Genomic DNA, 24,656 nt, shown 5'->3' with positions numbered 1-24,656 from the left:
TTTAACTCAATCAGTCATTCAATCAAACGTCAAATATTATGCATGCATAGCATTTCCTTCCGGCAAATAATTTAACTTTGCGGCACCAATTATTATTGTGTTCATGAAAGAAGTATATATCGTTTCGGCAACCCGTACGCCTATAGGCAGTTTTGGCGGGGCCTTGTCGCCCCTGACGGCCACCCAGCTTGGCGCCATCGCTATCAAGTCGGCAGTAGAAAAAGCAGGACTCCAACCGGGGCAAATACAAGAAGTTTATATGGGCAATGTGCTTTCGGCCAATGTTGGGCAGGCACCGGCTACCCAGGCGGCCATATTTGCGGGTCTTCCCTATTTACCGGCCACAACGGTAAATAAGGTGTGTGCCTCGGGCATGAAAGCGATCATGCTTGCTGCACAAAGCATTTCGACCGGTCAGAACGATATCGTGGTTGCAGGTGGCATGGAAAGCATGAGCAATACACCCTATTACCTGGATAAGGCCCGCAACGGGTATCGGCTCGGTAACGGGCAGATCATTGACGGCCTGATAAAAGATGGTTTATGGGATGTGTATAACGACTACCACATGGGTTCGGCTGCCGAGTTATGCGCGACTGAGTGCCATATCAGCCGCGGGGACCAGGATGCTTTTGCTATTGAATCGTACCAAAGGGCACAAAAATCGCAAGCCGATGGAAAATTTAAGGACGAGATAACGCCCGTAGAGTTAAAAGATAAAAAGGGTGATGTCATGTTATTTACCGAGGACGAAGAACCCAAGGCGGTCAAATTCGAGAAAATACCTTCATTGAAGCCGGTGTTCAAAAAAGACGGGACAGTAACGGCAGCTAATGCATCCACTCTTAATGATGGCGCCGCCGCGCTGGTATTGATGAGCAAAGAAAGAGCTGGTGAAATGGGCATAAAACCATTGGCAAGGATCGTTTCCTTTGCAGATGCGCAGCAAGCGCCCGAGTGGTTCACCACGGCGCCGTCGAAGGCGATCCCTCTTGCACTGTACCGGGCTAACCTTTCTTCGGAACAAATAGATTACTTCGAGATCAATGAGGCGTTCTCTGTGGTTTCCATTGCCAATAACCAGCAATTGAGCCTGGACCCGGCCAAAGTGAACGTTAATGGTGGCGCGGTTTCACTGGGGCATCCCCTTGGTGCTTCCGGAGCGCGCATCATCGTAACTTTGCTACACGTATTGCAACAAAACAGGGGCAAATACGGCGCTGCCGGTATTTGTAACGGCGGAGGCGGCGCCAGCGCAATGGTTATCGAAAATTTGCGTTAATTTGATTAATGAAAAAACTGTTTACTTTTTTTCTCGCAGCCGGGATGCTGCCATTATTGGCCCGCGCCCAGCATGCGGATGACAGCGGAAATGTAAGACAATTGATGCGATACCAGGACAGCCTGGTAGCCATTAGCAAACAACTGGTGAATAATGATACCGAAATGGAGCGCCAGAATGCCAATGTCGAATTGATCAAAACCCTGGTAAAAGCGCTTAAAATACCCCATTCCTTTAATTTCAACTTCGACTCGCTGAAGGCGGTGCGCGTGCTTAATGCGCCTGATAACCGTTTCAGGATATTTACCTGGTGCCTGCAGTATGACGACGGCAGTTTCCGCTATTACGGCACGGTGCAAATGAATACCGGCGAAAAGTTGGTCATGTTCCCGCTGAACGATTATACACCCTATATAAAAAACGCGGAAGATACAGTAACTGACAATACCAAATGGCTGGGCGCTGTCTATTACCAGATAATCCCGGTGTATGCCGAAAAATACCCTTACTATGTGTTGCTGGGCTGGAAGGGTAACACAGTAAAAACAAACAAGAAAGTGATTGACGTTATCACGTTCAGGAATGACAAACCCGTATTCGGGCATTCGGTATTCGATGGGAACGGCAAAGTGCGCAAACGTGTTGTTTTTGAATACACCCGGCAGGCGTCGATGTTGCTGAACTACATACCTGACGAGCATCTGATCGTATTTGACCACCTGGTGCCGCCGGATAAAAAAATGACGGGCCGCTTTGATGTTTACGGCCCCGACCTGAGCTACGACGGATACCGCTTTAAGGATGGCCGCTGGGAATATGTGGATAACCTGGACATGCGGAACAAACCAAATAGCCATGACGGGGAATATATCGACCCACGGAAGCAGCGGGAAATAGACAAGGCGACGAGTGGAAATTAATTGAATGGGTGATTAAATTGCCTGGCAAACTGATCAACCAGTTAACCTGACCGAACTCAATCAACTATACCACAAAACATAAATAAGCTTAACTGTAATAATTCCGGTATAAAATTCTGATTTACGGGAATAATAGTACATTAGTCAAATTTTCTCAAGAAATTAACTATGCAAGAAACCCCCATCGCGGTTGCTAAAACCAAATCTCGATTCCCCAAAGCAGTGCCTTATATTATTGGCAACGAAGCTGCAGAACGATTTAGCTACTACGGCTTACGCTCTATCCTTGTAACCTTTTTAGTAGCGCAGTTTTATAATCCGACGTTAGATCCGGCCCTTACCCAAACTGCCGAAGCGCACGCCAATGCAAGCACGCACTTTTTTGTGGCGCTTTCTTACTTCATGCCCCTTTTGGGTGGGATAATGGCCGATTGGTTTTTTGGAAAATACAAAGTCATTTTATGGCTGTCTATTGTGTATTGCCTTGGCAATCTATTTACTTCTTCGTTTACCACCAACCTACCGTTGTTTACAACGGGCCTGGTGCTGATAGCAACCGGCGCGGGCGGCATAAAATCATGCACAACGGCCAATGTAGGCGATCAGTTTGATAAAAATAACCAGGACCTGATGTCAAAGGTTTATGGCTGGTTCTATTTTAGTATCAATGCAGGTTCCATGGTATCTTTCGCTCTTATACCATGGGCGTATAAGAATTTAGGGCCGAGAATAGCATTTGGCATTCCGGGCACTTTAATGGCTTTGGCTACCATCATATTCTTTTCGGGCCGCAAAATGTATGTACGGGTACCGCCGGCAGGTATAAACAAAAACAACTTTGTATTCATATCAGTATACGCTCTTTTCAATATGAGGAAAAAACAAAAGGGCCAATCATTGCTGGATGTTGCAAAAGGGGCATTTGACCCGGAAAAAGTAGAGGGTATTAAGGCTGTTTGGCGTGTAATGGGTGTATTTTTCTTCACGCTGGCCTATTGGATCGTATGGGACCAAAACCTTTCCGAATGGGTGTTGCAATCAAATAAGATGGACCGCGTAATTAATTTTGGCTTTTTTAAATACGAATTTATCCCAGGCCAGATACAAATAACCAACGCCATCTTTTTGTTGATATTCATACCCATATTCAATTACTGGATCTATCCCAGGCTGGATAAGATGGGATTGAAAACAACCCTGCTCAGAAGGTTTGGTGCGGGCCTGGTACTAACGGCGCTTTCTTTTGTTGTTATCGCAATGATACAAACCAATATAGACCATGGCGGCCATCCAACGCTTTGGTGGCAGGTATTCGCTTATATCTTACTTTCGGCAGCCGAAGTTTTGGTTTCTATCACCGGCCTGGAGTATGCCTACACACATTCGCCAAAATCAATGAAAAGCACCATGACGGCTATATTTTTAATGGTTGTGGCGCTCGGTAATGTGATCACCGGCCTGATAAACGAAAACATTTCTGAAAAAGGATTTTTAGCGCCTTACATGCGGGGCGCCAACTTTTATTGGTGCTTTGTAGGTATGATCGCGGTGTTCGTCGTTGCGTTCCTGTTCGTTTCACCACGTATGAAATTACGCAATTATATAGACGACCCGGAAGTCGACAAAAACGAGGCAATAGCCACTATTGAGTAATTTATGATTTTGATAATATAAGCCCGAAATCGCTGTTATAATTTTCAAACGATTAGCTAATACGCTATTTTTGCCAGCTTATATTTTAAACTTGTTTCTGCCGTGCCCGACAGCATAGTTATTATACCTACCTATAACGAGATAGAGAATATCGAACGGATCATCCGCAAGGTATTTTCGCTTCGTCACGAATTTCACGTGCTCGTGATCGACGACGGGTCGCCTGACGGCACACCCATTATTGTTAAAGAGCTGCAGCAGGAATTTCCCGAAAAGCTTTTCCTGGAGGAACGCGCCGGGAAGCAAGGCCTGGGCACGGCCTACATACACGGTTTCCGCTGGGCGATAGAGCGGAAATACGATTATATCTTCGAGATGGATGCCGATTTTTCGCATAACCCTGAGGATTTGCGCAAACTCCGCGAAGCCTGCGAAGAGGGTGCAGATGCGGCAGTAGGTTCAAGATATATCAAAGGCGTCAACGTGGTTAACTGGCCCATGAGCCGGGTGTTGATGAGTTATTTTGCATCAGTTTACGTCCGCTTTATTACCGGTATCAATATCCGCGACTGGACGGCAGGCTTTATGTGCTACAAACGCAAAGTTTTGGAAACTATTGAGTTAGATAAAGTAAAGTTTGTCGGATATGCTTTCCAGATCGAAATGAAATATACGACCATCAAACATGGTTTTAAAATAACTGAAGTACCCATCATCTTCACCGACCGCACCGAGGGCACATCCAAAATGTCGACCAGTATCTTCCGCGAGGCCGTATTCGGCGTCCTCCACATGAGGATAAATGCGATGTTTAGAAAATATCCTGAAGGGTAGAGATAGGTGATTAGAGGTTCACAGGTTAACTGATCACTAACCCAAACACATCAATATTTCCGTTTCCAATTTGGACTCATCCTGGCTCCAGTGCCCGTAAATTTCCAATCCCGGAGAAACTGCTTTTAAGTTATTTTCAGCTAAATATGCCCTCATTTTAGCATAAGCATAGGCTAATCCGCTGTAAGGGCCTATATGTTTGTAATAAGCATATTTTGACAAACTTATTTGTTTAACCTCCAGGCCGGTGTTTTCTTGCATAGCGGGGTCAAATTCTACTCCTGCAAACACCTCCTCGTTGGGGCCGTACACCCAAACATTCATGCCTTTATGCTTCAAATTCTTCGTCCGTATGGTCTCCCACATTTTGTTCATTAATTTGAACCCTGTATCACCATAGTTTTTGTTTACCGCTGTGCCGGAAAAGCCATAAAGCGTGAGGTTGAAATCTTTAGTTACTATTTCTACGATCATAATTTAAAGGGTTACATTCCGGGTTGAGTTAAATTTAGCAATTTGATATTAAGAAACGTATTGAAACAATATTCTTACGGACTTTCCGGCTTGCGGACTTTCGGACTAATAAAATAAATACTAATTTCGTTCGCAATGAACGAGAACCTGGATCCTGCTCCTGAACGCCTCTCATCTGCCGAGCGTGATATCGAAAAAGTACTTCGTCCACAGGCATTTGAGGATTTTACGGGCCAGCATAAAATACTGGCCAACCTGCGGGTTTTTGTGCAGGCTGCACGCCAGCGCGGCGAGGCGCTCGATCATGTGCTGCTTCATGGCCCACCAGGATTGGGCAAAACCACCCTATCGCATATCATCGCGAACGAAATGGGCGTGGGCATCAAAATAACCTCGGGCCCGGTGCTGGACAAACCCGGCGATCTGGCAGGGCTGCTGACCAATCTTGAACCCGGCGACATTCTTTTTATCGACGAGATACACCGCCTGAGCCCTTTGGTTGAGGAATACCTTTACTCGGCCATGGAGGATTTCAAGATCGACATTATGCTGGAGACCGGCCCTAATGCGCGATCGGTCCAGTTATCGCTAAATCCGTTTACGCTTGTGGGCGCCACCACCCGTTCGGGCTTGTTGACGGCACCGTTACGGGCGCGTTTCGGCATCAATTCAAGACTGGAATATTATGACGCGAAATTGCTGACTACCATCGTGCTTCGCTCAGCTTCGATACTGAAAACACCGATAAGCGACGAAGGTGCGTTCGAGATTGCCCGCCGCAGTCGCGGTACACCGCGTATTGCCAATGCGCTGCTGCGCCGCACACGCGATTTTGCCCAGATAAAAGGTGATGGAAACATCGATACCGATATAGCTAATTATGCGCTGAACGCACTGAACGTGGACCAGCACGGTCTGGACGAAATGGACAACAAAATATTGCTGACCATTATTGATAAATTTAAAGGCGGCCCGGTGGGTTTAAAAACCATTGCAACCGCAGTTGGCGAGGATGAAGGCACCATTGAGGAGGTTTACGAACCATTTTTGATACAGGAAGGCTTTTTGATGCGCACGGCGCGCGGCCGCGAGGCTACGGATAATGCTTATAAGCATCTGGGTAAGTTGAGAACGGGCGGTAGTCCGACGTTGTTTTAGTTGATTTAATAATAAAGATGGAGAGGTGTAGTTTTTTCTGCGGAACGAGCTGCCGGGGATAAAAGATCAATTATATCTTTTTTGGGCGCCTCCTCCTTCGTCGGATCGGGCTATACGTTCATACGCCTGCAGGCGTTGGGCGCAGGCCGGTATCCACTCCTATCCCTGGCGCGATGATTTTTTAATTATTTGCTTTATATACCTATGAAAAAACCACTTCTGTTACTGTTAACCCTCATTCCTTTTTTTTCCTTTTCGCAAACAAAAAAGAGTGCCGACCTGGCCGAATACGTGAACCCGTTAATGGGTACGGATTCGAAATACGACTTGTCGAACGGTAATACATACCCTGTTATCGCTTTGCCCTGGGGTATGAATTTTTGGACCCCCGAAACCGGTAAAATGGGCGACGGCTGGCAGTACACCTATGATGCCCACAAGATAAACGGCTTTAAGCAAACACACCAGCCATCGCCGTGGATGAACGATTACGGGCAGTTTGCCATTATGCCCGAGACCGGGCACCTGAAAGTTACCCAAAACGGTCGCCAAAGCTGGTTCTCGCATAAAACCGAGATCGTGAAACCTTATTATTACAGCGTTTACCTCGCCGACCATGACGTAACGACCGAGATCACCCCTACCGAACGTTCGGCACAGTTCAGGTTTACCTTCCCGAAAAATGATAGCTCATTTATTGTGATCGATGCTTTTGACAGAGGTTCGTATGTTAAAGTAATTCCGTCGGAAAGAAAGATCGTGGGTTACTCAACCAAGTTCGCCCGCGGACCGCTGAAGAATTTTAAGAACTTCTTCGTTATCTACGTGGATAAACCGATCAGCATCTATCATACCTACAGCGACAGCACCATGACCGACTCGCTTGAATTGCATGCCAAACATGCCAGTGCAGTTATCGGCTTTAAAACGGCTAAAGGCGAAAAAGTGCACATGCGCGTGGCGTCCTCGTTCGTAAGTATAGAGCAGGCGGAGTTAAACCTGCAGCGCGAGCAGGGCAAAGACAGTTTTGATGTTACCGAGCAAAAAGCAAAAGATGTTTGGAACAAGACACTTAGCAGGCTTACCGTTGAAGGCGGCACAATTGACCAGAAACGAACCTTCTACTCCTGCCTTTACCGTATGCTTTTCTTCCCGAACAAGTTGTACGAGATAGATGCGAATGGTAACCGTATTCATTACAGCCCCTACACCGGCAAAACCGAACCGGGCTACATGTTTGCCGGCACGGGCTTTTGGGACACGTTCAGGGCCTTATATCCATTTCTGAATTTGGTTTATCCATCTATCAATAAAGAAATGCAGGAAGGATTGATCAACGATTACAAAGAGGGCGGCTGGCTGCCCGAATGGTCGAGCCCGGGGTATTCAGATGTGATGGTGGGCAATAATTCGGCATCGGTAGTGGCGGAAGCTTACCTGAAGGGCCTGCGCGGCTACGATATCGAAACCCTGTACAAAGCGCTGATACATGGCGCCAATAACGACGGGCCGCGTGCTACCGGCCGCAAAGGCGTTGAATATTACAACAAGCTGGGCTACGTACCTTATGATGTAAAAATAAACGAAAACGCAGCGCGGACGCTGGAATATGCTTATGACGATTTTGCCATCTATCAATTGGGCAAAGCCCTGGGCAAGCCAAAGGACGAGATAGAGGTTTACAAAAAACGCAGCATGAATTATAAGAATTTGTTCGACCCAGCTACCGGTTTGATGCGGGGCAAAAACCAGGACGGCACTTTCGAAACGCCTTTCAACCCTTTTAAATGGGGTGATGCCTTTACCGAGGGCAACAGCTGGCACTATACTTGGGGTGTGTTTCACGATATCCAGGGCCTTGAAAACCTGATGGGTGGCAAAAAGAAATTCGTAGCTAAGCTCGACTCTGTTTTCTCCCTCCCTCCCATTTTTGATGACAGCTATTATGGCGAAGTGATACACGAGATACGCGAAATGCAGATAGCCGGCATGGGTCAGTATGCGCATGGTAACCAGCCGATACAGCACATGATATACCTGTACAATTACGCCGGCGAGCCCTGGAAAACCCAATACTGGGCTCGCGAAACCATGAATAAATTATATAAAGCCACGCCCGACGGCTATTGCGGCGACGAGGACAACGGGCAAACATCGGCCTGGTATGTGTTTTCGGCGATGGGCTTTTACCCGGTTTGCCCCGCGGCAGGGCAATATGTGTTAGGCGCGCCACTGTTCAACAAGGTAACGCTGACGCTGGAAAATGGCAGGAAAGTTATCATCAATGCGCCAAAGAACAGCGCTGCGAATAAATATGTGAACACCTTGACCTATAATGGCAAACCTTACGACCTGAATTATTTGGATCATAAAACCTTAATGCAGGGAGCGGTACTTAATTTTGAGATGTCGGCTGCACCGAACAAGCAACGCGGTATAAAAGACAGTGATTTTCCTTATTCGTTATCCAATGAAAAATAAAATTATCGCCACTATTGGCACGGTGGTTTGTTGCATCAGCATGGCAACAGCACAAAAATTGAAGGTATGCGTGGCCGGCTTAAACCACGATCATATCTGGAACATCATGAATGCCTACAAAAACGGGCAGGTGGATATCATCGGCATTGCCGAACCCAATCATGAGCTTTGGGCCAAATATGGCAAGCAGTTCAATTTGCCGCCGTCAGTATTTTATGATGACCTGAAAACCATGTTAAAGGGCAAGAAACCGGATGCTGTGCTGGGCTATAATGCTGTTGCCAACCACGTTGATATTGTGGAAGTATGCGCGCCTTTGTGCCTGGCCGTTATGGTGGAAAAGCCCCTGGCAGCTACGCTGGCACAAGCCAAACGTATGGAAGAACTGGCCAATAAATACCATACGCTGGTGCTTACCAATTACGAAACTACCTGGTACGCATCGGGCAAATACATTTATGATGAAATTGCGGCTGATAGTATCGGCCCGATCAAAAAAATGGTGGTTCACGATGGTCACCAAGGACCGAAAGAGATAGGCTGCAGCAAAGAGTTTCTGGCCTGGCTAACCGACCCGGTATTGAACGGCGCGGGTGCCCTGAATGACTTTGGCTGTTATGGCGCCGACCTGATGACCTGGCTGATGCACGGGCAAAAACCTATAGCGGTTACCGCTATCACCCATCAATATAAACCTGATGTTTATCCCAAAGTAGATGATGACGCAACAATATTGGTTGAATACAAGGGCGCGTCGGGACAAATAGAGGCCTCGTGGAACTGGCCGTTCGGGATAAAGGATATGGAAATTTTTGGCGAACACGGTTATCTGCATTCGCTTAATGGGACTGATATAGATATCCGCATGCGCGAGAACAGGAGAAGCTCGATAAAAGCGCCGCCGCTGCCCGAGCCGATCAATGATCCATTAGTTTATTTGGCAGCGGTACTTCAGCACAAAATACCGGGCACTGACGACCAGGCCTCGCTGAAATATAACATGATCGTGATGGAGATACTGGATGCGGCAAAACGCTCGGCAAAAGAAGGCCGGAAGATCGTGCTGTAAGCTACATGCTCATATTACTTTGTTTCCGCCCCCAAAAGAAATAAATAATGGAGGCGGGAATAAAGATGATGTTCAGAATTGTTTCGTAATTCAGTTTAATAGCATCGTGCATGGCCATAAAGCCGGTTTTGGGATGTTTGGGTATCCAGCCCATTACATCGAAGCTCACGTCGACCAGCAAACTTGCAATAATAATGCTAACTGCCAGGAACAGCAGCAGCGCCAGCATAGTTTTGGTACCGTAATAGCGGCGGTACACAGCCAGCATAGGTATCGTCACCAGGTCGGCAAGGATATAGGCTACCACGCCGCCAAAGGATATTCCGCCGTGCCAGAACACCGTTGCTATTACCAGGTTCCCTACCGAACAAACAAAACTGATAATAGCAATAAACACGCCCATAAGTATATTCCAAAGCAATACCACAAAATGCGGCAAGCCATGATTATTGGTTAAAAAGAGCGTGTTCCAAAAAGTGAGCGGCACAACCGCCATCAATACAGATGCAATAACAACGCCGATAAGAATATCCTTCCCGACCATCATTACATCCATATAAAAATGCCCGCTGGCTGTGGCGAGTTTCTTCCCAAACGAATTACCGGTGTGATGGTGATGAGCACCGTGATCATGTTCGTGTCCGCCGGGCGCATGCCCGGTATGTTCAAGATGCTTGTCGCCGTCGTCCTTTACCTTTTTGGGGTAAAACCATGCAATAAGCGATGCCGAAATGATGATAAATAATAAGCCGCCCGCTACTTCGGCACCAAAAAATGCCCAGCCAAGCAGGGTGACGATAACGATGAATATTTCGAACACCAGGTTGGTGCTTGCAGCCATAAAGGTTACCGCATTGGGCCACGTGGAGCCTTTCAGTTTAAGCGTACGCGCCATGGAGGCCGCTGCGTAGGAACAAGACGACGAGATCGCCCCAAAAAAAGTTGATAGCGCAATAGCCTTTAAATTGTTTTTTCCGAGTCGGGAACTGATGGTTTCCGTCGAGATAAATGCCCTTACTAGCGAAGACAAAATAAAGCCCAGCGCCAGGCCCCAATAGATCTCCCATATCATGTAAAATAATTCGGTAAAGATGTTTTTTACCATGAGCCACATAATAGATCAACGTTATTTCTGTTTAATTGTTGATAATTATCGTTTATAAAACAGGTATTTATTCTAATTTCGCGCTTATAAAATTACCCCTTTATTATGTCAAAAATAACCTCAGCTATCTTAGGATCAGCCTTACTGTTAACATCAGTTTTTACTTCATCTGCACAGGAAAATAAAGCCGCAATAATGGCACGCAAACAGGTGCCGATATTATGCTACCACCAAATACGCGACTGGCGGCCAAAGGATTCTAAAGTTGACAAGGACTATATCATTCCACCGGCTGCTTTCAAGGCTCACCTGAAAATGCTGGCCGACAGCGGATACCATACTATATTACCCGATCAGTTGTATGATTACCTGACCAAAGGCACGGCGCTGCCCAGCAAGCCCATTATGCTTACTTTTGACGATACCGACCTCGACCAGTTTGAAATAGCCCGCCCGGAAATGAAAAAATACGGGTTTAAAGGTGTGTTTTTTATCATGACTGTTTCTATCGGGAAAGTTAAGCATTACATGAGCTCGGCGCAGATCAAGCAGTTATCGGACGAAGGCAACGTGATAGCGAGCCACACCTGGAACCATAGCAACTTTAAGAAATTATCAACGGCGAAGGATTGGGAAATTCAATTAGATAAGCCTACTAAAAAGTTAGAGGAAATTACCGGCAAACCGGTTAAATATTTTGCTTACCCGTTTGGTGTGTGGAGCGAACAGAACCTGCCCCAATTGCACAAACGCGGGTTTAAACTGGCTTTCCAACTGGCCGACAAGCGCGATGCGAATGACCCGTTAATGACCGTTCGCCGTATACTTGACAGCGGTTACTGGACAGTAAAAAACCTGAGCAATAGTATCAGGCATAGTTTTTAAGCCCCCGGCCCCTAAAGGGAAGCCTGCTTTGTCATTTCGAACGATAGCGAGAACTTTCTGTTTAGCGGGCTTGCGGCTGGACTATGCGAGCGAAAAAATCTTATACACTATCCGAACGTCGTTTGTATAAGATTTCTCCTCGTTCCTTGTCGAAATGACATGGTTTTTTATTTACGATATGCTTTCAAAAGCTCTTCGATATTTACCCCATTAATAATTAACCCACTGATGTTGCAATCGGTGATTGAAACACCTTTAAGGTTGCAATCGGTGATTAAAACACCTGCGAGGTTGCAATCGGTAAAGGTGCTGTTATTTAGATTGCAATCTTCAAAGCGTACAGGGCGCTGCTTAAAATTGGGGTCATATGCCGGGTGACCTTCCAGGGGACCGCCGATGTTATGAATAAATGCTCCGCCTAATTGCGCGCCTTCTATTTCCAGATCGCTCAAATTGGCATTGATGATCTTGACGTTCGTCATGGCTACATCGTTAAAATAGGAGCCGTTGAGCATAGCGTTCCGGGCGTCGACTACTTTGCAGTCTTCTTTGATTTCGATCTTATCCATTACTATTAATTTTAGATCAAATTTCGCTATAGTAAATTACAAAACAGGTGGCCGGGAAAGACATTGATGAGGTGTATTTGCGACAAACGACCTCACCCCTAAGGGGTGATTTTTAAAATAACGCTTTATCTAAATGGCTGTGTGTATGTACATTTAATTATGCAAATAAAAAACAGGGTATATATTTTCGGCAGCGCCATTATAACGTTGACGTTATTAACACTTAACGTTATTGCGCAATCGCAAAACGTTATCGAAGGTCACTTTAAAGCGCTGAACAGCCACGATGTAAAAGTCATTGCCGCGGGATATACTGCCGACGCCCAGGTATTCTCCCCCAATTGGGAGGGTGCCAAAGCTGGCGAAGAGAGCCTCAAAGAAACTTATGGGCGATATTTCAAATCGACACCGGACCTGGCCTATACCGTTACGAACACCATCGACGCCGGCGATAAAGTAATCGTCGAGTACACCTGGACAGGTACCCTGTCGAACCCCGAAGGTGGCGAACCGGAGTATATGAAGGGCAAAAAGTATTTGCTTAAAGCCTGTGCTATATTCGAACTGAAGGGCGACAAAATTGCTAAAGAAACCGTTTATTTCGACCAGGTAGCCTTTTTAAAGCAGGTAGGTTTCTTTGATCAGCATTGATCGTCACTTATCTGCCCCGGGTGCCTCATCTTTGTTTCTTTCGCTTTCGGCCGGCGGCCCCGGGTCGCCGCTATTATTGTCCGGCGTTGCCGTCGGCACCTGTACATCCCCCTTTTTAGGCTCATCTGTTCGCCGCGCGCCTCTTTCCAGGTAGTTGTCGCCGTCCTTATTGGTTACCGAGTCGTCCCTGTTCGTTACCTGTCCGTCTTTCGGGTTATTTACTGCCGTATTTTCCATAGCTTTACAGATTTTCCCCTGCCGGTCCCTGCCCTTTATTAGACGACCTTCCTGCAACATTCTCTTTAACCTCATCGGATGATATTTCGGCAGGCTCGGGTTCCTCGTCGTGCGATACCCAATCTATGGCGTCATTTAATTCGCTTAGTTTGTAGCCCCTCGACTCGCCGGGAATAAAATGTTCAAAAAAATCGGTGAACCATTCCACGCCCTTCTGATCGGTTACGACGGCTATTTTTTTCCATTTGCCAAAATTTTTCAGGCCAAGCTTAAAATCCTGCCACCACGCAGCGGCCGAAAAATTTTGCACGTCCGTTTCCAGCACCAGCAGGTAACTGATCTCGCCCTGTTTTTTTGCCAATTCTTCCATACGGGGAATAAGCACTCTCTCATAATCTTCTTTATTTACCTCGCCGGAAGCATAAACTCCAACTACATCGGCTGGTAAATCATTAATGAATTTTAACATAATCTTTCGTATTTATATGAATGCGGGTCCGGGATAAGCTATAACGTCACCTCATCCCAACCTTTCTCCGGAACATAGGCGCTTAAAAAGGGAAAACACATTGTTTTTGCCAGTCAAAGTCTTCTTTCGTCGGAGAGGAACCAGGTGAGGTTAATAAGAAGCTTATCGCGAACTTACTTTATATTTATACAACGGTAATAACCCGATTCTGTTTTCCATTAAATTCAGCATTTACGCTGCCGCATGCCGTTCCGCCGGGTTATTGTATCTTTGCGCTGATGCAGCAACACCTGACAGCATACAGCAAACTCATAAAAAAGGAGGCCAAAAACCTTGGCTTTATGTTTTGCGGTATCGCTAAGGCTGATTTCCTGGAGGAAGAGGCGCCCCGCCTTGAAGCCTGGCTAAAAAAGGGCATGCAAGGCGAGATGCAGTACATGGAAAACCACTTTGATAAACGGCTGGATCCACGCTTATTGGTTGATGGAGCAAAGTCGGTCATTTCATTGGGGTTAAATTACTATACCAATCAAAGCCAGTTTGATCCAGCTGCGCCAAAAATATCTAAATACGCGTATGGTGACGATTATCACCAGGTGATCAAGGCCAAACTGAAACAATTGCTCGAGATCATAAACGAAAAGATAGGTGAAGTACATGGCCGTGCCTTTGTTGATTCGGCGCCGGTATTGGATAAGGCCTGGGCCAAAAAGGCAGCTCTGGGCTGGATAGGTAAGAACACCAACCTGATCAATACAAAAAAAGGTTCGTTCTTTTTCCTGGCAGAGCTGATAGTAGACATCGAGCTCGAATATGATGTACCCGCCACCGCCGACCATTGCGGCACTTGTACCCGCTGTATCGACGCCTGCCCTACGGAAGCTATTGTTGCGCCTTACGTGGTTGACGGCAGCCGGTGTATATCGTACCTGACCATCGAACTAAAAAACGAGATACCGGGCGAATTTAAAGGTAAAATGGATAACTGGATGTTCGGCTGCGACGTATGCCAGGATGTATGTCCATGGAACCGTTTTTCGGTGTTGAACCACGAGCGCTCCTTTCAGCCCAAAGAGGATCTGCTTGGGATGAACAAAGGCGATTGGGAAGATATTACCGAAGACATCTTTCAGAAAGTATTTAAAAACTCGCCTGTAAAAAGGACGAAATATTCGGGGCTGAAGAGGAATATTGAATTTTTGGGAAATAGTGATTTGTGATTAGTTAATCAGTGATCAGGCCGTCAAAAACAACTAATTACCGGTCACTAATTAACCAGTTAGCGAACTACCAACCAATCACAACCCCTTCTTAAACTTATCCCTCAGCATGCTCAGCATATCATCGTCAACTGGTTTGGCGGGCCCATCATCCTGTTTTTTGAATTGCGGGCGATTTTGATGCTGGTTGTTACGGTTATCGGGTTTGTGAAATTCTTTTTTGGGTTGAATTGCTGCCGGTCGTTGTTCTGCCGGTTTTGCTTCCGCTTCAACCGGTTTGGGTTGAACGGGTTTAGAGGTATTGTCAGCGGGCCGGGGTTGAACAGGGCGCTGCTGCTGGCGTTCCGCCGCCCTTTTTGCGTTCCAGCGGTTGTATACTTCTTCGAGTTTTTGTTTGGTATAAAGCGGAAAATCGCCCTGCATCATCCACGAAAAATAGCTTGGCTCGGCATTGAAAACATCTTCAACCCGCTTGCCTTTATGCTTGCCAAAGTTGAAAAGTTCCTCGCCTTTGTCGTTATAAACCATACGGCCTGCAAAATCGAGCGGCCTGTTCAGGTTAGTAAATTTGTGAAGGGCCTCGATATCGTTAACTACCGGTTTCGATATTTTACCTGCCTTATCCTCCCAGTCCTTACCTTCATATTTTTCTATCTGCGCCAGCAAAACCTCCATGGTAGCCCGGGTATCCGCCTCGGCCGAGTGGGCATTAATGATCTGTTTGTTGCAATAAAACAGGTAAGCCGCTTTTAATGTGCGCTGCTCCATCTGGTGAAAAATGTTCTGCACATCGACAAAAAACCGGTTCTCCAGGTCAAAATTAATCCCAACGCGCAAAAACTCCTCCATCAGCATCGGTATATCAAACTTATTGGAATTGTAACCCGCCAGGTCGCTGTCGCCAATAAATTCCGCTACAGACGCGGCCAGCACACCAAAAGCAGGTTCGTCCTTTATATGCTCATCGTATATCCCATGCACCAGTGACGATTCGAGCGGGATCGGCATGCCCGGGTTCATGCGCCAGGTTTTTACCTCCTCGCTTCCATCCGGGTTCATTTTGATAACAGACAGTTCGACTATACGGTCGGAGCCCACATTAGTGCCGGTAGATTCGATATCAAAGAAGGCCAGCGGGCGTTTTAGATTTAATTTCATTTTATAAATGCAGAGGCGTAAAGGTCATAAAAAGTTTCGAGCCGATTAAATTTTTTAAATATTTATATATCCGTTTAATTTTTTTTAATTTGAACAAACCAAACTTTATATACAATATGAGAAAATTTATACTCCTTATCGCCATCACTCTAATTTCATCCGTAACATTTGCCCAGGATTTTCCATTCGGCGAGGTGAGCCAGGAGGAGATGGATATGCAAAAATATGACAAAGATACATCAGCACATGCCCTTGTTTTGAACGAACATGGCCGTGCCAGGATAAGCGAAACCAATAGCGAGGATGTTAACCTTATATTTGACCATCACATTAAGATCAAGTTTTTTGACGATAAAGAATTTGAGCGATACGGAACCTTCGAGATACCGGTTTATAGCAGTGATGGATTGGTCTATGAAAAATTGGTTGATGTAAAAGCGATCACCTATTACAAAGATGATGCGGGCAACCTGCAAAAGGCAGAGCTCGATCCCAAAAAGATATTTCGTGTTGAACAGGATAAACACCATACGCTGGTTAAGTTTGCCATGCCCGCACTGCGTAAAGGCTGTATTATCGATATCAAATATGAGATCGAGTCGCCCTATTATTGGAACCACTTCCATTCGTGGATGTTCCAGGATTATCTTCCTAAACTCAACTCGCAATTTGAGGCCCTTATACCCGGCTTCTGGAACTATAACGCATCATTACGTGGCTATCTCAAACTGACAGACAGCAAAGCCGATATCGAACGCGAGTGTTTTACCTTTCATGGCGCCAAATGCGATTGCTCGCACCTGACATTTACCATGAAAGACGTTCCGGCATTTGTGCGGGAGGAATACATGACATCGCCGAATAACTACTTGTCGGGGGTTTACTGGCAGTTGGTTGAATTTACAAACCTGCAAACCGGCGCAAAAGAAAAGTATTCAAAGGACTGGAAGGACCTTGACCGCGAGCTAAAGGAACAATATTGGTTTGGCGGGCAACTGAAACGGAAGGAGATGCTAAAGGACAGGGTTGCCCCCGCGATAGCAGGAAAAACGGACAGCCTGTCGAAAGCAAAAGCGGTTTACACATTTATTCAGAAGAGTTTTAAGTGGAACGAAAGAGACAACGACGGCAGTGTAGACGGAATAAAAAAAGCTCTGGATGCGCATACCGGCGACGCAGGGGATATAAACCTGGCGCTGGTAAACGCACTTACATCAGCGGGCGTACCGGCCGAAGCTGTTTTGATCTCGACCCGGGAGAACGGTTCCATCAATAAATTGTACCCTACTATCAACGATTTCGACTACGTAATAGCCAGAACTTCAATTGACGGCAAGGTGTACCTGCTGGATGCTACCGATCCCATGCTGCCCTTTGGTATGCTGCCTTTGCGTTGCCTGAATGACGAGGGCAGGGTGTTCAGCGTCGACAAGCCATCGTACTGGATGGACATGAATACGGCACAACGGGCTAAAACAACCTACAATATTGACCTTACCCTTGGCGACGATGGTAAGTTAAAAGGTAATATTATTCGCTATTCGTCCAGCTATAGCGGGTACCTGCGGCGAAAGGAAATAAAAAAATACAACTCGCTTGACGAATATGTAGATCATTTAAGCACCGATATGCCGGGCACCAAAATTTTAAAGTCGGACATTGTAAACGTGGACAGCCTGGATATGCCCGTGGGCGAAACCTACCAGGTGGAAATGAACGCTTTCGATGGCATGAATCATGACCGCCTTGGGTTTAATCCGTTTATTATCGGCAAGATCAAGACCAATCCTTTTAAACTTGCGCACCGCGACTACCCCGTTGATATGGGCATACCATCAGAAGAGCGGTATATTATTACCGTTCATTTACCGGCACAGTATGCTATCGAGAACCCGCCGCAGGGGTTGGCGTTTTCGATGGCAAGCCAGGGGGGCCGGTTTATAACCGATTTCCAGAACGATGGCAGTACTTTCACATTTTCGTATGTAACACAGATCAATAGTTCCGTTTTCGGGACGGATGAATACACCAGCCTGAAGGAACTTTTTAACCGGATAGTGACCGCGGAAAAAACTCAGCTGGTGTTTAAGAAAAAATCATGAGGCGAACACTAACTTTTTTATTGCTGATCGCCGGCATAAAGGTATCGGCCCAGAATAATTATGCCGCAAGCCTTATCCCCGGCGAACTGCTGCCTTACGCAAGTGCGGTTATAAGAAACGAGGAGATAATTACCGAAGTTAAAGAGCCGGATAATGTCATCTACCACGTAAAGCGGGTAATTACCGTACTGAATAAAAATGGTGACGAAAAAACTGATTTGAATGTGTTTTACGATAACCTGATGTCGGTAAAATATATCAGGGGGTTTATATATAACGAATTCGGGAAGGTTGAGCGAAAAATAAGCGAACGTGAGTTTGACGACGAGGCGGTGAGCGACGGTTTTTCGCTTTTCCAGGACGACCGTGTAAAACATTATTCGAGAGCGGTAACCAGTTACCCTTATACCGTTGAGTTCGAATATGAGATGAAGGTGAAGCAATCGTTAGGATTTGCTCCCTGGGAACCACAATATGAAACGAATGTAGCGGTAGAAAAAAGCACTTACACTTTTATTTGTAAACCCGGCTTCAATATCCGGTATAAGGATTTCAATTTACCCTCAAAAGTGAGCCTGTCGACCGATAAAGAAGGCAATAAAATTTACAACTGGACCGCGGCCAATCTGAAGGCCCGCAGGGACGAGCCATGGAGCCCGGTTGATGATCAGTATAGGCTGAAGCTGATGATAGCGCCCGAAAAATTTTACTACGATAAACATTCGGGTCAGTTTACCAACTGGCAGCAATTGGGCAAATGGGAATACGACGACCTGCTTACCGGCCGTACCGATATCCCCGAAGAAACCGCGCAATACATTAAAAACCTAACGGCCGGCATAAGCGACCCGAAGCTGAAAGCAAAAAAGATATACGAGTATATGCAGCAAAAAACCCATTATATCAGCGTGCAGGTAGGTATCGGAGGTTTTCAGCCTTTCCTGGCTTCGGATGTAGACAGGCAAGGCTATGGTGATTGCAAGGCACTCGTGAATTATACACGGTCGCTGCTGAAAGTTGCGGGTATCGACTCGTGGTATTGCGTGGTTTGGGGCGACCACGACGAGAAAAAAAGTATGTTAACTGATTTTGCCAGCATGCAGGGTAATCATATTATTCTATGCCTTCCGTTCAAGAACGATACCACTTGGCTGGAATGTACCGCCCAACATCTTCCATTTGGTTTTTTGGGCGATTTTACAGACGACCGCACCGTGCTGGCCTGCACCCCGGAAGGTGGTAAGCTGCTACACACGCCAAGGTACGAAGCCAAAGACAACCTGGTAAAACGGGATGCCAGTTTTGTATTGAATGACGCCGGCGAGCTGAGCGGCGAAATTAGATCGGTGTTCAGGGGACTGGAGTATGACGACCGCGAATCGATGATAGCCAAGTCGCAAACGGAGCGGCTGAAAGACTTTAAACGATACTATCCCATTAACAACCTGGACATCAAAGCACTTGACTACAGGCAGGATAAAAGCCTCGATCCGGCTACGTACGAAAATGTAAAGCTGTCGGCACGGGAATACGGAGCGGTTAGCGGTGGCAAGTTCTTTTTCTCCCTTAACTCCATAGACAGGATCTCGCTGGGCCTGCACCAGGTAAGGAACCGGGTGAACCCGGTATATATACCCCACGGTTTTACAGAACAGGACAGGGTTACCTATACCCTGCCCGAGGGTTATGTGCTGGATTCCGAACCATTAAACTTGTCGATAGATAAAGCCTTTGGAAATTTTACAGCTAAAATGACGGTAAAAGGAAATGAGCTGGTTTATGAACGGAAATTACAGTTAAAGGATGGCACGTTCAATAAGGCTGTTTATGAAGACATACTCGACTTTTATGATAAAGTGCGCGCCGCCGACAATTATAATGTTACACTGTCCAAAAAATGATCAGCTGAAAATAATGATGCCGAGGATGATGCCGACGATCATGATCACGTAGAGCAATATTTCGGTAGCGGCGAACTTCTTATACTTTGTCCAGAAATCGTATCTTTCCTTTTCGTCAGCCATACCGCAAAATTAATCAAATATTTATTGAAACTGGCATCGCTGAATATAACGGAGAATGTGGTAAAAGGATGCGCGCTCGGAGCAGGCTTCTATTTGCCCGCCGACGTATCGGCGTCGGCTGTAACCGAGCCGCAACGCGAAAAGTATTTGTAAGTGTAGGGATCGTGCAGCTTGACGATGATAACGCCTTTAGTGGAACTGGCGTGTACATAGTACCCATTTTGAAGGTAGACACCCACGTGGCTGAATTTCTTGCCGTCGTAATCGAAAAACACCAGATCACCTTCCTGTAATTCTTCTTCGTATTTGCGTTTGATAACGGCCACCTGCTGCCCGGTTGTACGCGGGATATTGAGGCCATATACCTGCTGCTCCAGTAAAAAAGAGAGGCCCGAACAGTCGATACCGTCATGGTCGAGCCCGCCGAACTTATAGGGCGTGCCCATCCACTGGTCGATAAATGCGTACAGGCGCCCGTTTTGGATCTGGTTTTTATCTACACCTAAAATTGAAGAATACTTTTCAGCAATCGATGGCTGCGGGGCAACAACTTCGCCTGGTTCGCCGCGCATCACCGCTTTTTTTGAGTGACAGGACGAGAGGATAATTACCGCAAACAGACAGATCAATAAGGCATATCTTTTCCGCATGGTATAAAAATACGGTGAATGCGTCCGGTGGGTTACATGGGGTTTTTAACATATCAACATACCCTACCTCAATTCTTCCTTAGTTTGGCGGAAGGACTTTACAGATTTATGGTTTAGGGGTGATCTCCTTAACCATGCGCCAGGTAAGCAGGCCAAGGATAAGCAAAACAACGGCGATAGATACCCATATCAGCAGGGTGTAATCGCGCTTAACGGCGAAATGGCGTGCACCGAAAGCTGGGTTCTCATAAACGGCCGAATGGCTGATCAACGAGAATTGTGACAATGGTTCCGAATGCATAAAGCTTAAATCGTAGCTTACTTCATTAGCGGTTGAATCGCCTGCGAGCAATGCATAATGGTGCCTTTTTTCGAGATAGCTTACAGCGAATTGTTTTTGCTGGTAAGCCCGGATATCTTTAATAATTAGAGGATTATCATCGCCGTTGACAATATCGACACGCAGTTTATTGGTCTTGGCCGATATAATAAAATAGTTTGAACCAGATGAACTGATACGGGTATCAATAAGGGCCTGGTTTATATTATTACCCACATCATAAATGCTAATGCGCCGGTTATAGTATTTCGGCGAAGAAACATCGAGGTGCAACTGATTAACCAGGTAACTATCGCCAAGTTCTACAAAATAGCTGGTCTGTTTGCTTTCGCCCCTTGAACTGAGCCTGACAGCGGGCAATGGTGAGAGCATCATTTTATTTAAGCCGGCTTCGTCCGAAACATAGATACCCGAGCGAATAACCTTTACCATGTCCTTATTTTTATTGCGGATGGTCACCCTGAAATAGCGGTAATCACTTGCCGGGAAATTGAGCACCTGATCAAATTCAGTATTCTCGCTTTCACCGCCATCCTGCAACCGGATATCCTCGCGTATTGCGAACCAATGCTGCAGATCGTCACTGCCCGACAGGTTTGCTAACCGGCTTACAGCAGTATTTTTCAGTTGCAGCCATAATTCGCTAATCCTGGTTTTGCCTTTATTTTCGGCAATATAAATTGTTGCGCTATCAGATGCGGTATTTGGCTTTACTTCCGGAAAATCGACAAAAACAGGCTTTACCTTATCTAAAGGGTTAGTGATGATGGAATAGGCCACAAATTTCCCGGTTTCATCATCTATGCGAATATCATACAGCTCCCCTTTTACGCTCTTAGCTATAAAATCAGGCTGTAGTTCGATCTTGTAAACTCCGCTGGAATCGATGTTTGCAATATCGGCCCTATATTTAAACTGATGCACCGATTGCGCAAACGCGAACCAGGGCAGCAGGCAGCCGGAAAGTATAGCTGATATTTTAATTTTCAGGGTTGGCGTCATCATCCTTAATAATATATTTCACTTTTTGGTACATAAACGAAATGATCAGCAATAATACGCCAAGACAGAAGAATGCCGCAATTTTTCCACCTGCCGGGATATTTTCGATATCGTAAACAAAAAGCTTTACCAAAGTTATGCTAAACAGTGTTAACGAAATAATACGCAACACCCTTGTCTTGTAACGCATACCAAGCCACATCAGCGCGAAGGACGATATACCCCACAACACAGGCAGCCCGGTTTTGATGTACACGAGTTGTATATGTTCGAGATATCTGCCCGGCTGATAAAACACTGAATTGACAATGAGGCAAACCTCAAGACTAAGGAAAGTTACCAACGCGGCGGTTAAAAACCATGTCGCTGCTTTTCCGGATGCTTCAAAATTGGCGCGGAGAATGCTGATCAGTTTATAAAATAACAACAATACAAACACATCGGAGAGCCAATGCGCCCACAGGTGCGAAGGATCTGTTTTATGACTGATCAGTACCGAAGCCTGCATATCAAAATATTTGCGGCTGCAAACCAGGTAAACAAATATGGATAAGGTCAACAAGGCAATTTCGACCGGCATGTGTGTTTTAAATGACGCTATGCGGCCCATAACAGACAGGAAAAAGTAAATAAAGGCCGGCACGTAAAGCATCAGGTACAGGATATTCAGACCGGTGCCTGGATAACGGCTTACGAACTGATGATTTACCTCGAGCAAGCCTGCGGCAAACAGCAACACAAATGCGCCATACCTGAACACATCAGGCGGAAGCAATCGTCTTTCCTTTTCCGAGCGATTGACGAGCAGGTATAACAAGAAGCTGCAAACGGCCGAGAAAACCGCAGTTATAAACCCTTTATTGGCAATGATAGGTAAGATGTGTATGGTCGGTTTATCATAAAAGGCCGGAGCCGAATACAGTTCGAACCAATCCATCATCAGGCTCATCAGCATAGCCACCCAGATAACAGTGGAAGCCAAACGCATCAGCCTGATATCAGACTTGGTATAAAGCCAGTAAAGCAACGCGCTTTCGGCAGCCCAGAACAAGGTGATAAAATGCCCGTGCAGTTGTATAGGAGCGGTAAGCGACAGGAATGTTAACGTGATGCCGATAAGGAGATAAAGAATATTGATATCGGCCTTTTTGCTGCGGAACAGGATGAATGACAATAGCAGGTTGAGCCCGCCAATAGCTGCGCAGAATAACCCCCGGTATTGCCCGTATTGCATGATGGTAAGCAGGTACAGGCCGGCGCCAAAATACAGGGCGGTGTTTACCAGCAGTATGGTAAAATCGGAACCTACGAAAGCCTTATTCTCTTTGATATTGTTGGCGATATTGGTGAAGAAAAATACCAGGTACAAGATGCTTACATAAACAAACATGGTGCCCGCCTCTTTATCCGGCAGGGTGTAGATTACGCCGCCGAGTACCAATACAGTTAAGCCGAAAGCCAGTATATTGAGTATCCGCCATGATTTGAAATAGGCGATGACCAGCAAGCCGGCATTCAGCAGGATATAATAAGTAAACAGGGCATTATAATTGGCCTGCCCGGTACTGACCATAAACGGACCGGACATACCGCCGATAAGGGCAATAATGGCCAGTTCCTGCCGGTTGTAAAGCAGCGACAGGGCCACCGCAAATGCAGTGATAACGATAAGAATGATGAACGAAACCGTTTGGCTGAACAGGTGAAACTGGTGGAACGCCAGCGTAATGGTAAAGTAAAACACCGCAATGCCGCCGCCAACCAGTACCGAACTGAACGCCGCATAAGATTTGCGCAGACGGTGCGCTATACCTACCAAAATACCCCCGCACAAAATACCGATGGCAACGCGGCCCGCCGGCCCTACCCAGTTTTGATCGATAGCGTATTTGACAAAGAAACCGATGGCCAGTACCAGTATGGCGATACCGATCTTGTTCACCAGGTTTTCGCCGATGAATTTTTCCAGGTCAGGGTGGCGCTCAAAAAACGAGGGCTGTGGCTCAACAGGTTTCCTTGGTGGTGGTATGGTTACCGGTGGCTTGCGCAAAAGGGCCATCGGGTCGTTGATCACTTCTTTGTGGCGCTCGATGATGGGCGGGGTTACCGGTTCAGGCGTATACGACCGCGTTACCTCCGGTACGGGCTCCGGCGGTGGTGGCAGTACAGGCTTGGGTGCTTCCGGCGTTTTTATCACCGCCGGTGGTGCTGCGGGAATATCTAAATCCTTCTTTAGTTTATTGATGAGGTGATGCAAATCGACCATGATCTTCTCGAGATTATCGATCTTTTCGGAAAGGCGGCTGTTATTGATGATCAGTAAAACGATGATCAGGATAAAGGCAAACACGTAAATTACTTCCATGTGTATTA

At 46.3% G+C, this 24,656-nt stretch carries 22 protein-coding genes; 12 read left to right on the top strand and 10 right to left on the bottom strand.

Annotation, left to right across the window (positions count from 1 at the left end):
- Window positions 1-103: 103 nt before the first annotated feature.
- The 4 genes from FRZ54_RS13445 (at window position 104) to FRZ54_RS13430 (ending at window position 4,689) form a co-directional block, all read left to right on the top strand.
- Entirely contained in the window at window positions 104-1,282 is a 1,179-nt protein-coding gene (locus FRZ54_RS13445; protein WP_147032115.1) for an acetyl-CoA C-acyltransferase, read from the top strand.
- A gap of 8 nt (window positions 1,283-1,290) precedes the next feature.
- Window positions 1,291-2,202 (top strand): hypothetical protein, encoded by a 912-nt coding sequence (locus FRZ54_RS13440; protein ID WP_147032114.1) that lies wholly within the window; start codon window positions 1,291-1,293, stop codon window positions 2,200-2,202.
- A gap of 168 nt (window positions 2,203-2,370) precedes the next feature.
- On the top strand, window positions 2,371-3,855 hold the full coding sequence (locus FRZ54_RS13435) for a POT-type proton-dependent oligopeptide transporter (RefSeq protein WP_147032113.1): 1,485 nt from the start codon (window positions 2,371-2,373) through the stop codon (window positions 3,853-3,855).
- Window positions 3,856-3,957: 102 nt separating this feature from the next.
- Window positions 3,958-4,689: a polyprenol monophosphomannose synthase gene (locus FRZ54_RS13430; protein ID WP_147032112.1), complete on the top strand. Its 732-nt coding sequence runs from the start codon at window positions 3,958-3,960 to the stop codon at window positions 4,687-4,689.
- 36 nt (window positions 4,690-4,725) lie between these two features.
- Here the strand turns inward: FRZ54_RS13430 and FRZ54_RS13425 are convergent, their stop codons facing one another.
- Window positions 4,726-5,163 carry a GyrI-like domain-containing protein gene (locus FRZ54_RS13425; protein WP_147032111.1) on the bottom strand — a complete coding sequence of 146 codons (438 nt, stop codon included), beginning with the start codon at window positions 5,161-5,163 and terminating at the stop codon, window positions 4,726-4,728.
- 135 nt (window positions 5,164-5,298) lie between these two features.
- Between FRZ54_RS13425 and ruvB the strand changes: the two genes are divergently transcribed.
- The 3 genes from ruvB (at window position 5,299) to FRZ54_RS13410 (ending at window position 9,871) form a co-directional block, all read left to right on the top strand.
- Entirely contained in the window at window positions 5,299-6,321 is a 1,023-nt protein-coding gene (ruvB, locus tag FRZ54_RS13420) for a Holliday junction branch migration DNA helicase RuvB (RefSeq protein ID WP_147032110.1), read from the top strand.
- A 204-nt stretch (window positions 6,322-6,525) separates the two neighbouring features.
- A complete protein-coding gene (locus tag FRZ54_RS13415) occupies window positions 6,526-8,802 on the top strand; it encodes a GH92 family glycosyl hydrolase (protein WP_147032109.1) in 2,277 nt (758 codons plus the stop codon).
- Window positions 8,792-9,871, top strand: a complete 1,080-nt coding sequence (locus FRZ54_RS13410; protein WP_147032108.1) for a Gfo/Idh/MocA family protein — start codon at window positions 8,792-8,794, stop codon at window positions 9,869-9,871. The genes FRZ54_RS13415 and FRZ54_RS13410 overlap by 11 nt, the downstream gene beginning before the upstream one ends.
- 1 nt (window position 9,872) lies before the next feature.
- Here the strand turns inward: FRZ54_RS13410 and FRZ54_RS13405 are convergent, their stop codons facing one another.
- Entirely contained in the window at window positions 9,873-10,976 is a 1,104-nt protein-coding gene (locus FRZ54_RS13405; protein ID WP_187359626.1) for a permease, read from the bottom strand.
- A 105-nt stretch (window positions 10,977-11,081) separates the two neighbouring features.
- On the opposite strand from FRZ54_RS13405, the gene FRZ54_RS13400 reads away from it, so the two are divergent.
- A complete protein-coding gene (locus FRZ54_RS13400; protein WP_147032106.1) occupies window positions 11,082-11,861 on the top strand; it encodes a polysaccharide deacetylase family protein in 780 nt (259 codons plus the stop codon).
- Window positions 11,862-12,028: 167 nt separating this feature from the next.
- Here FRZ54_RS13400 and FRZ54_RS13395 read toward each other — a convergent pair whose 3' ends face one another.
- The gene (locus tag FRZ54_RS13395; RefSeq protein WP_147032105.1) at window positions 12,029-12,430 is read right to left on the bottom strand and encodes a pentapeptide repeat-containing protein; all 402 of its coding nucleotides are present in this window, start codon (window positions 12,428-12,430) and stop codon (window positions 12,029-12,031) included.
- 159 nt (window positions 12,431-12,589) lie between these two features.
- On the opposite strand from FRZ54_RS13395, the gene FRZ54_RS13390 reads away from it, so the two are divergent.
- Window positions 12,590-13,081 (top strand): nuclear transport factor 2 family protein, encoded by a 492-nt coding sequence (locus FRZ54_RS13390; protein WP_147032104.1) that lies wholly within the window; start codon window positions 12,590-12,592, stop codon window positions 13,079-13,081.
- Between the two features lie 3 nt (window positions 13,082-13,084).
- On the opposite strand, the gene FRZ54_RS13385 is transcribed toward FRZ54_RS13390, so the two are convergent.
- Window positions 13,085-13,318 (bottom strand): hypothetical protein, encoded by a 234-nt coding sequence (locus FRZ54_RS13385; RefSeq protein WP_147032103.1) that lies wholly within the window; start codon window positions 13,316-13,318, stop codon window positions 13,085-13,087.
- Between the two features lie 4 nt (window positions 13,319-13,322).
- The gene (locus FRZ54_RS13380; RefSeq protein WP_147032102.1) at window positions 13,323-13,787 is read right to left on the bottom strand and encodes a SpoIIAA family protein; all 465 of its coding nucleotides are present in this window, start codon (window positions 13,785-13,787) and stop codon (window positions 13,323-13,325) included.
- A 278-nt stretch (window positions 13,788-14,065) separates the two neighbouring features.
- Here FRZ54_RS13380 and queG point away from each other — a divergent pair, with 278 nt between their 5' ends.
- A complete protein-coding gene (queG, locus tag FRZ54_RS13375; protein ID WP_147032101.1) occupies window positions 14,066-15,007 on the top strand; it encodes a tRNA epoxyqueuosine(34) reductase QueG in 942 nt (313 codons plus the stop codon).
- Between the two features lie 78 nt (window positions 15,008-15,085).
- On the opposite strand, the gene FRZ54_RS13370 is transcribed toward queG, so the two are convergent.
- The gene (locus FRZ54_RS13370; protein ID WP_147032100.1) at window positions 15,086-16,165 is read right to left on the bottom strand and encodes an exonuclease domain-containing protein; all 1,080 of its coding nucleotides are present in this window, start codon (window positions 16,163-16,165) and stop codon (window positions 15,086-15,088) included.
- Between the two features lie 116 nt (window positions 16,166-16,281).
- Here FRZ54_RS13370 and FRZ54_RS13365 point away from each other — a divergent pair, with 116 nt between their 5' ends.
- Window positions 16,282-18,267 carry a DUF3857 domain-containing protein gene (locus FRZ54_RS13365; protein WP_147032099.1) on the top strand — a complete coding sequence of 662 codons (1,986 nt, stop codon included), beginning with the start codon at window positions 16,282-16,284 and terminating at the stop codon, window positions 18,265-18,267.
- Window positions 18,264-20,168: a DUF3857 domain-containing protein gene (locus tag FRZ54_RS13360; RefSeq protein WP_147032098.1), complete on the top strand. Its 1,905-nt coding sequence runs from the start codon at window positions 18,264-18,266 to the stop codon at window positions 20,166-20,168. The genes FRZ54_RS13365 and FRZ54_RS13360 overlap by 4 nt, the downstream gene beginning before the upstream one ends.
- Here FRZ54_RS13360 and FRZ54_RS24840 read toward each other — a convergent pair whose 3' ends face one another.
- The 4 genes from FRZ54_RS24840 to FRZ54_RS13345 form a co-directional block, all read right to left on the bottom strand.
- Window positions 20,169-20,291, bottom strand: a complete 123-nt coding sequence (locus FRZ54_RS24840; protein WP_262712263.1) for a hypothetical protein — start codon at window positions 20,289-20,291, stop codon at window positions 20,169-20,171.
- 89 nt (window positions 20,292-20,380) lie between these two features.
- Window positions 20,381-20,941 (bottom strand): C40 family peptidase, encoded by a 561-nt coding sequence (locus FRZ54_RS13355; protein WP_147032097.1) that lies wholly within the window; start codon window positions 20,939-20,941, stop codon window positions 20,381-20,383.
- Between the two features lie 106 nt (window positions 20,942-21,047).
- Window positions 21,048-22,286 carry a hypothetical protein gene (locus FRZ54_RS13350; RefSeq protein ID WP_147032096.1) on the bottom strand — a complete coding sequence of 413 codons (1,239 nt, stop codon included), beginning with the start codon at window positions 22,284-22,286 and terminating at the stop codon, window positions 21,048-21,050.
- Window positions 22,261-24,648, bottom strand: a complete 2,388-nt coding sequence (locus FRZ54_RS13345) for a DUF2339 domain-containing protein (RefSeq protein ID WP_147032095.1) — start codon at window positions 24,646-24,648, stop codon at window positions 22,261-22,263. Before FRZ54_RS13345 ends, FRZ54_RS13350 begins: the two co-directional genes overlap by 26 nt.
- Window positions 24,649-24,656: the final 8 nt, after the last annotated feature.

This window comes from Mucilaginibacter ginsenosidivorans (assembly GCF_007971025.1).
Lineage (GTDB): Bacteria > Bacteroidota > Bacteroidia > Sphingobacteriales > Sphingobacteriaceae > Mucilaginibacter > Mucilaginibacter ginsenosidivorans.
The sequence above is the reverse complement of the archived record's forward strand: the minus strand, read 5'-3'. Positions and strand labels throughout refer to the sequence as shown.

What these genes read in the sequence shown, in the direction of transcription:
- FRZ54_RS13355 (WP_147032097.1), bottom strand. Translation starts at nt 20,941, where the DNA reads ATGCGGAAAAGATATGCCTTATTGATCTGTCTGTTTGCGGTAATTATC.
- queG (WP_147032101.1), top strand. Translation starts at nt 14,066, where the DNA reads ATGCAGCAACACCTGACAGCATACAGCAAACTCATAAAAAAGGAGGCC.
- FRZ54_RS13380 (WP_147032102.1), bottom strand. Translation starts at nt 13,787, where the DNA reads ATGTTAAAATTCATTAATGATTTACCAGCCGATGTAGTTGGAGTTTAT.
- FRZ54_RS13425 (WP_147032111.1), bottom strand. Translation starts at nt 5,163, where the DNA reads ATGATCGTAGAAATAGTAACTAAAGATTTCAACCTCACGCTTTATGGC.
- FRZ54_RS13405 (WP_187359626.1), bottom strand. Translation starts at nt 10,976, where the DNA reads ATGGTAAAAAACATCTTTACCGAATTATTTTACATGATATGGGAGATC.
- FRZ54_RS13400 (WP_147032106.1), top strand. Translation starts at nt 11,082, where the DNA reads ATGTCAAAAATAACCTCAGCTATCTTAGGATCAGCCTTACTGTTAACA.
- FRZ54_RS24840 (WP_262712263.1), bottom strand. Translation starts at nt 20,291, where the DNA reads ATGGCTGACGAAAAGGAAAGATACGATTTCTGGACAAAGTATAAGAAG.
- FRZ54_RS13385 (WP_147032103.1), bottom strand. Translation starts at nt 13,318, where the DNA reads ATGGAAAATACGGCAGTAAATAACCCGAAAGACGGACAGGTAACGAAC.
- FRZ54_RS13445 (WP_147032115.1), top strand. Translation starts at nt 104, where the DNA reads ATGAAAGAAGTATATATCGTTTCGGCAACCCGTACGCCTATAGGCAGT.
- FRZ54_RS13415 (WP_147032109.1), top strand. Translation starts at nt 6,526, where the DNA reads ATGAAAAAACCACTTCTGTTACTGTTAACCCTCATTCCTTTTTTTTCC.
- FRZ54_RS13435 (WP_147032113.1), top strand. Translation starts at nt 2,371, where the DNA reads ATGCAAGAAACCCCCATCGCGGTTGCTAAAACCAAATCTCGATTCCCC.
- FRZ54_RS13345 (WP_147032095.1), bottom strand. Translation starts at nt 24,648, where the DNA reads ATGGAAGTAATTTACGTGTTTGCCTTTATCCTGATCATCGTTTTACTG.
- FRZ54_RS13390 (WP_147032104.1), top strand. Translation starts at nt 12,590, where the DNA reads ATGCAAATAAAAAACAGGGTATATATTTTCGGCAGCGCCATTATAACG.
- ruvB (WP_147032110.1), top strand. Translation starts at nt 5,299, where the DNA reads ATGAACGAGAACCTGGATCCTGCTCCTGAACGCCTCTCATCTGCCGAG.
- FRZ54_RS13360 (WP_147032098.1), top strand. Translation starts at nt 18,264, where the DNA reads ATGAGGCGAACACTAACTTTTTTATTGCTGATCGCCGGCATAAAGGTA.
- FRZ54_RS13410 (WP_147032108.1), top strand. Translation starts at nt 8,792, where the DNA reads ATGAAAAATAAAATTATCGCCACTATTGGCACGGTGGTTTGTTGCATC.
- FRZ54_RS13365 (WP_147032099.1), top strand. Translation starts at nt 16,282, where the DNA reads ATGAGAAAATTTATACTCCTTATCGCCATCACTCTAATTTCATCCGTA.
- FRZ54_RS13395 (WP_147032105.1), bottom strand. Translation starts at nt 12,430, where the DNA reads ATGGATAAGATCGAAATCAAAGAAGACTGCAAAGTAGTCGACGCCCGG.
- FRZ54_RS13350 (WP_147032096.1), bottom strand. Translation starts at nt 22,286, where the DNA reads ATGATGACGCCAACCCTGAAAATTAAAATATCAGCTATACTTTCCGGC.
- FRZ54_RS13440 (WP_147032114.1), top strand. Translation starts at nt 1,291, where the DNA reads ATGAAAAAACTGTTTACTTTTTTTCTCGCAGCCGGGATGCTGCCATTA.
- FRZ54_RS13370 (WP_147032100.1), bottom strand. Translation starts at nt 16,165, where the DNA reads ATGAAATTAAATCTAAAACGCCCGCTGGCCTTCTTTGATATCGAATCT.